The organism is Bradyrhizobium sp. P2_E8 (assembly GCF_056403875.1).
In genome coordinates this window covers 1-11,723 of record NZ_JBFUES010000126.1, presented here as the reverse complement: position 1 = coordinate 11,723, position 11,723 = coordinate 1, and the positions used below count along the sequence as shown (strand labels likewise).

Below are 11,723 nucleotides of genomic sequence, written 5' to 3'. Positions count from 1 at the left end.
ACCCGCAGGACAAGCGCGCGCTGCCGAATGCCAGCTTCCGCGGTTTCGCCCGCTGCGGCACCGACAAGGACGGCAATTATGCCTTCGACAGCGTCAAGCCGGGCGTGGTGCCCGATCCCGACGGCAAGCCACAGGCGCCGCATATCCTCCTTGCGGTGTTCGGCCGCGGCATGCTGCGGCATCTCTATACTCGGATCTATTTCAGCGACGAGGCCGGCAACGCCGCCGATCCCGTGCTGGCGCTGGTGCCCGCCGATCGCCGCGCCACGCTGATCGCGACGCGCGAGGCCGGCAAGGCCGTCTATCGCCTCGACCTGCGTTTGCAGGGCGACGACGAGACGGTGTTCTTCGACGTGTGAGGCAACGCGTGCCGGGAGGCCTGCTCCGCCGGCGCGCGTTTCTCATTCCACGCATCAAGGCGGGCGCTGCGTTGCATCGGGCCTGAAATCACTCTCTTCCAGGTTTGTGTGTCAGCCTCGCTGACTCAAAAACCGATGATTGATGCCCAATCCCCGTAGTTGTGCGGAGCGCGCGCGATACAATTCTGGCGCGAAGCAAGCCCGTATTTACCGTATTCGTCTAGGGTCGCTGCGGTTTCGACGCATGCCCTGGATTGTTTCATGAAAATTCGTCTGTCGCTTTCCTCCGCGATCATTGCTTTCGGCATCGTTCTGGCCATCGGTTTCACGGCCGTGGTCTCCACCAGCCTCTACGCCTTGAAGGAGCTCAAGGTCGGCGGGCCGCTCTATTCCGACATCAAGCTCGGCAACGACCTCATCGCCGACATCCTGCCGCCCCCGGAATATGTCATCGAGGCCTATCTCGAGGCGACCCTCGCCATGCGCGAGCCGGACCAGCTGGCGGCCCATGGCGAGCGCCTGGTCCAGCTCCGCAAGGATTACGACGAGCGCAAGGCATTCTGGATCGCTTCCAGCCTCTCGGCCGACCTGAAGACGGCACTGGTGTCGAAGTCCGATGCCGAGGTGCAGAAGTTCTGGAAGCTCCTGTCGGACCAGCTTCTGCCGGCCCTCAAGGCCAAGGACATGGCTGCCGCCGAACGCGCCTACGCGCAGCTCAAGGACGCCTACACCGCGCATCGCGCCGTCATCGACAGCATCGTCGAGAGCGCCAACAAGCAGAATGCCGACATGGAGAAGCTGGCCGCGGAGCGCGAGAGCTCGATCCTCTACATCCTCCTCGGCGTGACCGCCGCCGTCCTGGCCTTCATAGCCGCCGGGCTGCTCGGCGTTGCCCTCGGCGTGGTGCGCCCGATCGTGCGCATGACGGATACGATGCAAAAGCTCGCGACCGGCGATATCGCCGCCGACATTCCGTTTGCCCACCGTCAGGACGAGGTCGGCTCGATGGCGGGCGCGCTTCTGGTGTTCAAGCAGGCCGCGATCGAGAATACGCGGCTGCGCGAGGAGCAGTTGCAGAAGGAGCAGGAGGCCGCGCGCGCCAAGCGCGGCGCCCTGCACCAGATGGCCGAGACCGTCGAGCGCGAGACCGGGCGCTCGGTCGACACCGCGAGTGCGGCGAGCCAGGGCGTCGAGCGGGTCGTCTCCAGCCTGTCCGAGATCGCGCGATCGCTGTCCTCGGAGTCGCAGGCGGTGGCCGCTGCCTCCACCCAGGCACTCGGCAGCTCCCAGACCGTTTCGGCCGCGGCCGAAGAACTGAGCGCTTCGATCCGCGAGATCGCGGGCCAGGTCGCGCGGACCAGCACGGTCACCAGATCGGCCGTTGCCGGCCGCGAGCAGGCGCGTTCGACCATTCAGGCGCTGGCGGGATCGGTGAAGAAGATTGCCGAGGTCTCCGACCTCATCGGCGGCATCGCCGGCCAGACCAACCTGCTGGCGCTCAACGCCACGATCGAGGCGGCGCGTGCCGGCGAGGCCGGCCGCGGCTTCGCGGTGGTCGCCGCCGAAGTGAAATCCCTGTCCGACCAGACCGCCAAGTCCACCGAGGAGATCGGGCGGCTGATTGCCGCGATCCAGGCCTCGACGCAGGCCGCGGTCGATGCCGTCGAGACGATGGGGGGCCACATCGTCGAGATCGACGGTGTGGCAACCTCGGTTGCCGCCGCGATGGAACAGCAGGACGCCGCGACGCGGGAGATCGCGCGGTCGATTTCCGAATCGGCGTCCGCCGCGAAGGAGGTCTCGGCCAAGATCGGCAATGTCAGCCGCGACGCCGCCTCCGTGAACGAGCGCGCCGGGGAGGTCAGGCAGGCGATCGCCGGCATGGCGTCCAATCTCGAACAGCTGCGGTCGGTCGTGGTCCGGACCGTGCGCGATTCGACGGCTGCGGCCTGAAGCCGGGCGCCGGGTCCCCCGCTGGTGCCCGGGGTTGTGATCGTGCAGGATGGCGCGGGGCAGGGGCATCGTGGCTATGACACATCCACAACTGCCGGCGGTCGTTGAGCCCGCCCAACTGACGGTCGCGCTACGCAGGGGCGGCGTGCTGGACGCTGGCGCCGTCCGCGAGGTGAAGGTGCTGCATCAGCGTGACACCGTCGTGTCACACATCATCCGCCTTGGCCTGCGCTATGTCGGAGAATCCGCCGGTGCCCCGCAATCGCTGATCCTGAAGACGGCCAATTCCGCATTCGCGCAGACGCTGGCAAATGGCGGCAGGCACGAAGTGGCCTTCTACACCCGGCTCGCACCGAAAATGCCGCCGGGACTCGTGCCCCGCTGCTTCGACGGACATTTCGACGAGGACAGCCTCACTTGGCATCTTCTGCTCGAGGACCTCACCGACAGCCACGAAATCGCGACGGCCTGGCCGCTGCCGCCATCGCGCGATCAGGCGGTTGCGATCGTTACAACCCTCGCACGCTGGCACGCGGCGTGGTGGGACCATCCCGGACTTGGCGACACCGCCGGCACCTGGGCGAGCACGGAGGACAGCGCGCAACACATGGAGACGTTTGCGGGCCATTATGACCGCTTCGCCGACCTGCTCGGGGATCGCCTCAGCGAGGAGCGGCGCATCCTCTATCGTCGTCTCATCGATCAGTCGGACCGGCTGTCCCGGCGCTACCATTCACGCCGGCACCTCAGCATCACCCATGGCGACGCCCATATCTGGAATTTCATGCTGCCGCGCGCCGGCGTCGCAGACACCGTGCGCATCTTCGATTTCGATCTGTGGAGTATCAACGTTCCGACCAACGACCTCGCCTATATGATGGCGATGCAATGGTATCCGGAACGCCGGCAGGCGCTCGAACGCTCGCTGCTCAATCTCTACCACGACACGCTGATCGAGAGCGGCATCACCGGCTACACGCGCGGTGCGCTCGATCGCGACTATCGATGGTCGGTGCTCTGGCACATCACCCGGCCGGTCTGGCAGTGGAGCATCAACATCCCGCCGTTGATCTGGTGGAATAATCTGGAGCGGGTGATGATCGCGGTCGAGGATTTGGGCTGCGAGGAATTGTTGGGGTAGGCGACGGAGCGGCAATGGGACGCGACGACCGCCCGACATTCGCCGCGTCGTCCCGGCGTAGGCCGGGACCCATAACCCCAGGGAGCGGTTGTGGAGCGGGCTGGCAACTCCGAGTCTTCGCCGAACWCAATCCTGTGGCTATGGGTCCCGGCCTTCGCCGGGACGACGGCGGAGATTGTGGGTCGCGTGTGCCCCTACTCCATCACCGCATGTTCCGGCCCCGCGGCCTGCTTGCGCAGCGTGGCCTTGGTCGAGCCGATCAACAAAGCGAGCGGGATGGTGCAGAGGATGAAGACCATCACCAGCATATAGTCGTGCGCGAAGGCGATGATCTGCGCCTGCACGCTGACCATCCTGTCGGCCATGGCGCGGCCGGCATCGGTGGAGAGGTTGATGAGGCCGCTGACGTCGGGCATCTGGAGCGCGTGGTTGAACGGGTTGATGTGCTCGGAGAGGATCGCATAGGTCCGGCGCGTTCCCTGCGTCAGCTGGGCGATGACGACGGAAATGCCGACCGAACTCGCGACGTTCCGCATCAGGGTCAGCATCGCGGTACCGTCGGTACGCAGCTCGTTCGACAGCGTCAGGAACGCAACGGTCGAGAGCGGCACGAAGACGAGGCCGAAGCCAAAGCCCTGGATGACGCTGACGGTCACGATCTCCGGCACCTGGGTCAGGTCGGTCCAGCCGGTCATCTGGTAGAGCGAGCCCGCGGTCAGCGTCAGGCCTGAGATGATCAGGGTGCGCGCCTCGAAATAGCGCATCATGCGGCCGACCAGCATCATGGCGAAGAAAGTGCCGAAGCCGCGGCTCGCCAGCAGCAGGCCGGCGGTGATGATGGGGTAGCCGATCACGTTCTGCATGTAGGGCGAGGCCAGCGCCATGGTCGAGAACAGCACCAGCCCCATCACCACCATGAACATGCAGCCGGTGACGAAATTGCGATCCTTGAACAGCGCGAAGCGGATGAACGGCGTCGCGGTCGTGAAGGAGTGCGCGACGAAGAAGTAGAACGCGACGGCGGAGACGATGAACTCCGCGACGATCTCGTTGGATTCGAGCCAGCCCAGTTGCTCGCCGCGGTCGAGCGCGAGCTGAAGCGAGCCGATCGCGACCGCCAGCGCGGCGAAGCCGAACCAGTCGAATTTGAGGCTGATATCCTTCCTGGTCTCGTCCATGAAGACGATCAGCCCGAGCACGGTAATGGCGCCGAACGGCAGATTGACGAAGAACACCCAGTGCCAGGAATAGGTCTCGGTGAGCCAGGCCCCTAGCGAGGGCCCCATGATCGGGCCCATCATCACGCCCATGCCCCAGATCGACATCGCCTTGGCGCGTTCCTGGAGCGTGTAATAGTCGAGCATCACCGACTGCGACAGCGGCACCAGCGCCGCGCCGAATACGCCCTGCAGCAGGCGGAACAGCACCATCTGGTTGATGTCCTGCGCGAGGCCGCACAGCACCGAGGCCATGGTGAAGCCGGCCGAGCAGATGATGAAGATGCGCTTGCGGCCGAAGCGGTTGGCGATCCAGCCCACCGGCGCCGTCATGATCGCGGCGGCGACGATGTAGGAGGTCAGCACCCAGTTGATCTGGTCCTGCGAGGCCGACAGCGTGCCCTGCATGTAGGGCAGGGCGACGTTGGCGATGGTGGTGTCCAGCGCCTGCATGATGGTCGCGGTCATGGCGCAGATCGTCACCATGTTCCGGCGCAGGCCGGGGACCATCAGGCTGGCATTGGGGCCGGACATCGGATCAGTCCTTGTCTTGGTCTTTGGCTTAGTCTTTGGCTTAGTCTTTGTCCTGGCCCGCGGTCGCCGACAGGCCGAGCAGGCCGGCGAGCGAGCGCCGATGTCCGGTGTCGATGGTGGCGTAGACGCTCATGCCGGCCTTCAGCTTCCGCACGTATTTGTCGGTCTCGTCGAAATAGATGCGGATCGGCACGCGCTGCACCACCTTGACGAAATTGCCGGTGGCGTTCTGCGGCGGCAGGATCGCGAATTGCGCGCCGGTGCCGGGCGAGAGCGAGCCGATCTTGCCCTTGAAGACGTGGTTCGGGAACGCGTCGACCTCGAGGGTAACCGGCTGGCCTTCGGTGACGTAGGTGAGGTCGCTTTCCTTCGGATTGGCGTCGACCCAGGGATGGGCGACGTCGATGATGGAGAACACCGGCGTGCCGGCGCTGACATAGCGGCCGAGCTGGATCTGCTCGACCTGCGTCGCGACGCCGCCCATCGGCGCCCGCACCACGGCGTGATCGAGATTGCGCTCGGCGTTGTCGAGCTTGGACTTGGCCTGCGCGTAGGGCGGGAATTTCTCCAGCGGCAGGTCGGTATCGCCGAGCAGCTGCGTCTTGGCCGTCGAGATCTGCTGCTTGACGTATTGCGCGATCGAGCCTGACGTGACCAGCGCGTTCGCCGCGTTGTCGAGATCGAGCTGCGAGCCGTAGCTGTTCTTGACCAGCGCCTGCTTGCGCTCGACGTCGCGCTGCTTGAGGTCGACGCCCTGCTGGGCGAGATTAAGCATGTCGCCGTAGATCTTGATGTTGGCGCGGAGATTGTCATAGGTCGACTGCGCCTGCGCGAGCTGCGCCCTGGCCTCGTCCACCGCGAGGCGGAACGGCACGGGATCGATCTCGAACAGCTCATCGCCCTGCTTGACGAGCTGACCTTCCCTCACGACGACCTTCTCGATCTTGCCGGAGATGTCGGGCGTCACCAGCACCTTCTGCGCGCCGACATAGGCGTCATCGGTGCCGACATAGCGGCCGCCATTCAGATAGAAGGCCAAGCCGGCAATGGCGACGACGATCGGCAGCACGACCAGGAGCAGGAAGCGGCGATAACGGCGCAGGCCGGCCACCAGCCGGCGGCGCGGGTCGGTGCCGGCCTTCTTGGTGGGCTTGCCGCTGTCGCTCTTCTGCTCCGGCTGGAATTTCAGGACCTGATCAGCCATAGCGTTGCTCCTTACGCGCTTGTTCCGCTCCGCTGGTCTGGATCGCGTTACGCACGTTTTCTTTGATGGATTCGAGTTGGGTGAGGAGACGGTGAGCGTCCGCCGGATTGATGCCGTCGAGCGCGTTGGCGGTGATTTCCGACCGCAGCCCGCTCATCCGGCCGAGCAGCGTCCGGCCGGCCTTCTTCAGGTACAGGCGTTTGACGCGGCGGTCCGAGGCGTCGTTGCGGCGCTCCAGCCAGTCATTGTCGCAGAGCTTGTCGATCAGGCGCGTCAGCGTGATCGGCTGCACCTCGAGGAGCTCGGCGAGTTCCGACTGCTTCATGCCTTCGCTGCGCTCGACCTTGGCCAGCACCGCCCATTGCGCACGGGTGATGCCGAAGCGCGACGCCTCCTTGTCGGCGTAGACGCGCAGCAGGCGGTAGAGCTCGGCGAGCGTAAACAGGAAGTTCTGGTCCACGGGGCCGCGGCTCATGCGCTTTGTCTCCAATAAGCTTGGGATACTATAAGCAAGCTTATGATTTTTTCATGGCGGGTTAATGCGACGCTGTCCCGCCGGAAAAGCATGGCTGACAGCCGCGCGTGGCCCGGCCTTTGGGTTCCCCAGCCGAAATGCTAGAACGCAAGGCAATGACCCTCGCAAAACCGGCATTTCCCGCGCCCGACCACGATCACGGCCGCTGCACTGCGGACGCGCTGGCGCATGCCGAGGAGGTTTGCGAGCAGCGCGCGCAGAAATTCACGCCGATTCGCCGCCAGGTGCTCGGGGCGCTGCTCTCCAGCCACCGCCCGCTCGGCGCCTATGAGGTGATCGACGAACTCGCCAAGTCGATGCCGCGGCCGGCGCCGATCACGGTCTACCGTGCTCTCGATTTCTTGATGGCGAACGGACTCGTGCACCGCATCGAGAGCCGCAACGCCTATCTCGCCTGCGCCGCCCACGACCACGATGCGACCTCGGCGGTGGCATTCCTGATCTGCGAGCGCTGCGGCCTGGTCGGCGAGATCCCGTCAGCGTCCTTCGCCAAGGATATCAACGCCGCCGCGCGCAGCTCGGGCTTTGCCCCCAAATTGTCCGTGGTCGAGATCACGGGCATCTGCACCCATTGTCAGAAAACCTCTTAATACAACAACGGCGCGAAGCCGGATTTCGGGAAGAAATGTCCTCACCTCAAGCCATACCGTCCGCCGGTCGCCCTCTCAGTGCCGGCGCCATCGCCCTGATGCTGATGCTGTGCCTGACCTGGGGCTTCAACCAGATCGCGGTGAAGCTGGTGCTGCCGGACATCCCGCCGATGCTCCAGGCGATGATCCGCTCGATGGGTGCGCTGCCGGTGCTGTTCATCATCGGCAGCTTACGTGGCGTCAAATTCTTCGAGAAGGACGGGACCTGGAAGCCCGGCCTGATCGCCGGGCTGATGTTCGGCATCGAGTTCGTGCTGATCTTCCAGGGCCTGCGCCTCACGCCGGCGTCCCGCGCCGTGGTGTTTCTTTACACCGCGCCGTTCTTCGTCGCGCTCGGCTCCTACCAGGTGCTCGGCGAACGGCTCGGCGGCACGCAATGGCTGGGACTCGCGGTGAGCTTTGCCGGCGTCGCGCTCGCCATCGGCGTGCCGCAGCCGGATGTCGATGCCAAGGTGCTGCTCGGCGACCTCATGATCGTCGGCGGTGCCGCGCTGTGGGCGGCAACGACCCTGGTCGCCAAGGGCACGCGGCTGCGCTTCGCCGCGCCGGAGAAGGCGCTGGGCTACCAGGTTGCAACCTCGATCCCGATCCTGGGCCTGGCGGCCTGGCTGTTCGGCGAATCCATCACCCACACGCCGGCGCCGCTGTCCCTCGCCCTGATGGCCTTCCAGGCGATCTGGGTGGTGGGAACCACGTTCACGCTTTGGTTCGCGCTGGTGAAGGCCTATTCGGCCAGCAAATTATCTGCTTTTACATTCATCACCCCTTTGTTTGGCGTGGTGGGTAGCTATTTCATCATGCACGACACCTTGAGCCTGACGTTCGGGGCCGCCGCGGTCCTTGTAATTGCTGGGCTTTTTCTAGTTAACCGTCCCAGCTCATCGGCTRCGGCGCCGCGCGATGCATTGCTGAACGTCACCAAAACCTGATATTTGGACCCCATGAACAAGCTCGAGAACACCATCGATTCAGACATCGCGGGCCCGGCGCCGCGGCACCGGACCACCCAGGTCAAGGTCGGCGACGTCGCCGTGGGCGGCGGGGCGCCGATCGTCGTGCAGTCGATGACCAACACCGACACCGCCGATATCGACGGCACCATCGCCCAGGTCGCAGCGCTCGCGCGCGCCGGCTCCGAAATGGTCCGCATCACCGTGGACCGCGAGGAGGCTGCAGCCGCCGTCCCGCACATCCGTGACGGCCTCGCCAAGCGCGGCATCACCACGCCCTTGATCGGCGACTTCCATTATATCGGCCACAAGCTGCTCGCAGCCTATCCGGCCTGCGCCGAGGCGCTCGCCAAGTACCGCATCAATCCCGGCAATGTCGGCTTCAAGGACAAGCGCGACACCCAGTTCGCCGACATCATCGAGATCGCGAACAAGAACAGCAAGCCGGTGCGCATCGGCGCCAATTGGGGCTCGCTCGACCAGGAGCTGCTGACCAAGCTGATGGACGAGAACGCCGCGTCCGCCAATCCGCGCGACGTGCGCGCGGTGACGCGCGAGGCGATGGTGCAGTCGGCGCTGCTCTCGGCCGCGCGCGCCGAAGAGCTCGGCATGCCGAAGGACCGCATCATCCTCTCCGCAAAGGTCTCGGCGGTGCAGGACCTCATCGCGGTCTACCAGGATCTCGCGTCGCGCTCCGACTACGCCATCCATCTCGGTCTCACCGAGGCCGGCATGGGCTCGAAGGGCATCGTCGCCTCCTCGGCCGCGCTCGGCATCCTGCTGCAGCAGGGCATCGGCGACACCATCCGCATTTCGCTGACGCCGGAGCCCGGCGGCGACCGTACCCGTGAGGTGCAGGTCGGCCAGGAGCTCTTGCAGACCATGGGCTTCCGCACCTTCGTGCCGCTGGTTGCGGCGTGCCCCGGCTGCGGCCGCACCACCTCGACCACGTTCCAGGAGCTGGCGCGCTCGATCCAGGATTTCATCCGCGACGAGATGCCGGCCTGGAAGACGAAATATCCGGGTGTGGAAGAGCTCAACGTCGCGGTGATGGGCTGCATCGTCAACGGCCCCGGCGAATCCAAGCACGCCAATATCGGCATCTCCTTGCCCGGCACCGGTGAAGCCCCGGCCGCGCCTGTCTTCGTCGACGGCAAGAAGTTCCGCACGCTGCGCGGCCCGACCATCTCCGCCGACTTCAAGGCGCTGGTGATCGACTACATCGACCAGCGCTACGGCCAGGGCGCCAAGGTGCCGGTGACCGCGGCGGAGTAGTCGTACTCCGCTCGCGACCATACATCTCTGTCGTCCCGGACAAGCGCGCCCAAAAGCGCGCGCAGATCCGGGACCCATAACCACAGGACTTTGTGGTTATGGCAGGCTGTCACTCCGAACCTTCGCCAAACTCGATCCTGTGGCTATGGGTCCCGGATCTGCGCTTGCGCTTGTCCGGTACGACGGCTGTGTTTGCGGTGCAGATTGCGCATCTGTTACCGCGCGCTACGATGGCCCCAATCAACAACGATCGGGAGACACGCCATGAGCTCACTCGCCGGCAAGCAGGGCCCGCGCTACCGTCACATGGCCGAAGACGGCGCGCCCTACGAAACGATCGCGGTCGAAAAGCTCACACCGATCATCGGCGCTGAAATATCCGGCGTCGACATCGGCAAGCTCGTCGATGGCGATGGCCGTTCCAACCGGCAAATGGATGAGGTTCACCGCGCGCTCGCGGAAAACCTCGTCATCTTCTTCCGCGACCAGCACATCACGCCACAGCAGCATCTCGCCTTCGGCCRCAAGTTCGGCGAGCTGCATYTCCATCCCGCAGCTCCCCACGAGGACGAAGACCCGGCGCTGATGAAGATCTACGCCGACAAGAACTCGCCGCGCGCGAACGGCGAGGGCTGGCACTCCGACGTGTCCTGCGATCTCGAGCCGCCGATGGGCTCGATCCTCTACATCAAGCAGTGTCCGCCGCGCGGCGGCGACACGCTGTTCGCCAACATGTACGCGGCCTATGAGGCGCTGTCGGATCGCATGAAGGCCTATCTCGACGGGCTGACCGCGCTGCATGACGGCGAGCCGATCTATCGCGGGCTCTATGCCAATTACGGCGTCGCCGATCGTCCGTCCTATCCGAACGCGGAGCATCCGGTGGTGCGCACGCACCCGGTCACGGGCAGGAAAGCGCTCTACGTCAACCGCGGCTTCACCCGCCACATCAACGGCATCCCGCGCGACGAGAGCGACGCGGTGCTCGCCTATCTCTACCAGCACGCCGAGAACCCGCTGTTCCAGTGCCGCTTCCGCTGGACCGAGAACGCCATCGCCTTCTGGGACAACCGCTGCACCCAGCACCGCGCGATGAGGGACTACTGGCCGCATACGCGCTCGGGCACGCGGGTGACGGTGAAGGGGGAGCGGTCGGTGTAGGCGCCGCTTCTTGCGTTGACGTCTTCCCTCTCTCGCGCCAATCTTCCCAAAAAACAAATCGGGAGGATCCGCAATGCTCCGCGCCGAGGACAACAAATTCCTGACCGAGGCCGGCCCGGGAACGGGCATGGGCGAGCTGTTGCGCCGCTTCTGGATTCCCGTCCTGCTGTCCGAAGAACTGCCCGAGCCCGACAGCGAGCCCAAAAAGATCACCGTGCTCGGCGAGGAGCTGCTCGCCTTCCGCGATTCGCGCGGCGTTGTCGGTGTCATTGATCAATACTGCCCGCATCGCGGCGCCAATCTCTGGCTTGGGCGCGTTGAGGAGTGCGGCATCCGCTGCGTCTATCACGGCTGGAAGTTCGATACCGACGGTCGCTGCGTGGACATGCCGACCTCCTATCCCGATCTCAACGCCAAGGATCTCATCCGCATCAAGTCCTATCCGGTGCGCGAATGGGGCGAGATGATCTGGGCCTATATGGGGCCGGCGGACGCCATGCCCGAGCTGCCCGATCTCGAAATGGCGCTGCTGCCCGCTTCGCACCGCTACGTCAGCAAGAAATGGCAGGACTGCAATTGGGTGCAGGCGCTGGAGGGCTCGATCGACACCGCGCATTTCACCTTTGCGCATCTCTCCTTCGACAAGGAGGAGAACGAGATTCTGGACATCAAGAAGCACTTTGTGAATCCGCTTGTCCGCGTCAGCACCGACCACATGCGCTGGATCGCCGAGGACCCGCGACC

At 65.0% G+C, this 11,723-nt stretch carries 11 protein-coding genes; 8 read left to right on the top strand and 3 right to left on the bottom strand.

The window, feature by feature from the left end; genetic code table 11:
* The 3 genes from pcaG to AC1D00_RS09800 all read left to right on the top strand — a co-directional run.
* The coding region (pcaG, locus tag AC1D00_RS09810; protein WP_477010530.1) for a protocatechuate 3,4-dioxygenase subunit alpha at positions 1 to 359 on the top strand (359 nt) is incomplete at its 5' end.
* Between the two features lie 261 nt (positions 360 to 620).
* Positions 621 to 2,312 (top strand): methyl-accepting chemotaxis protein, encoded by a 1,692-nt coding sequence (locus tag AC1D00_RS09805; protein WP_477010529.1) that lies wholly within the window; start codon positions 621 to 623, stop codon positions 2,310 to 2,312.
* Positions 2,313 to 2,361: 49 nt separating this feature from the next.
* On the top strand, positions 2,362 to 3,453 hold the full coding sequence (locus AC1D00_RS09800; protein ID WP_477010528.1) for a phosphotransferase: 1,092 nt from the start codon (positions 2,362 to 2,364) through the stop codon (positions 3,451 to 3,453).
* Between the two features lie 194 nt (positions 3,454 to 3,647).
* Here the strand turns inward: AC1D00_RS09800 and AC1D00_RS09795 are convergent, their stop codons facing one another.
* Genes AC1D00_RS09795 through AC1D00_RS09785 form a run of 3 tightly spaced genes read right to left on the bottom strand, consistent with a single transcriptional unit; the run spans position 3,648 to position 6,883 of the window.
* Entirely contained in the window at positions 3,648 to 5,204 is a 1,557-nt protein-coding gene (locus AC1D00_RS09795) for an MDR family MFS transporter (protein ID WP_404551383.1), read from the bottom strand.
* Positions 5,205 to 5,244: 40 nt separating this feature from the next.
* Positions 5,245 to 6,408 carry an HlyD family secretion protein gene (locus tag AC1D00_RS09790; RefSeq protein WP_404551382.1) on the bottom strand — a complete coding sequence of 388 codons (1,164 nt, stop codon included), beginning with the start codon at positions 6,406 to 6,408 and terminating at the stop codon, positions 5,245 to 5,247.
* Complete coding sequence (locus tag AC1D00_RS09785; protein WP_092187000.1) at positions 6,401 to 6,883, bottom strand: MarR family winged helix-turn-helix transcriptional regulator; 483 nt, start codon at positions 6,881 to 6,883, stop codon at positions 6,401 to 6,403. Before AC1D00_RS09785 ends, AC1D00_RS09790 begins: the two co-directional genes overlap by 8 nt.
* A gap of 155 nt (positions 6,884 to 7,038) precedes the next feature.
* On the opposite strand from AC1D00_RS09785, the gene AC1D00_RS09780 reads away from it, so the two are divergent.
* The 5 genes from AC1D00_RS09780 to AC1D00_RS09760 all read left to right on the top strand — a co-directional run.
* The gene (locus AC1D00_RS09780; protein ID WP_135175043.1) at positions 7,039 to 7,533 is read left to right on the top strand and encodes a Fur family transcriptional regulator; all 495 of its coding nucleotides are present in this window, start codon (positions 7,039 to 7,041) and stop codon (positions 7,531 to 7,533) included.
* Between the two features lie 35 nt (positions 7,534 to 7,568).
* Entirely contained in the window at positions 7,569 to 8,522 is a 954-nt protein-coding gene (locus AC1D00_RS09775; RefSeq protein WP_477010527.1) for a DMT family transporter, read from the top strand.
* Between the two features lie 12 nt (positions 8,523 to 8,534).
* Positions 8,535 to 9,818 (top strand): flavodoxin-dependent (E)-4-hydroxy-3-methylbut-2-enyl-diphosphate synthase, encoded by a 1,284-nt coding sequence (gene ispG, locus AC1D00_RS09770; RefSeq protein WP_027542165.1) that lies wholly within the window; start codon positions 8,535 to 8,537, stop codon positions 9,816 to 9,818.
* A 264-nt stretch (positions 9,819 to 10,082) separates the two neighbouring features.
* Positions 10,083 to 10,979 carry a TauD/TfdA dioxygenase family protein gene (locus tag AC1D00_RS09765; protein ID WP_477010526.1) on the top strand — a complete coding sequence of 299 codons (897 nt, stop codon included), beginning with the start codon at positions 10,083 to 10,085 and terminating at the stop codon, positions 10,977 to 10,979.
* 73 nt (positions 10,980 to 11,052) lie between these two features.
* The coding region (locus tag AC1D00_RS09760) for a Rieske 2Fe-2S domain-containing protein (protein ID WP_477010525.1) at positions 11,053 to 11,723 on the top strand (671 nt) is incomplete at its 3' end.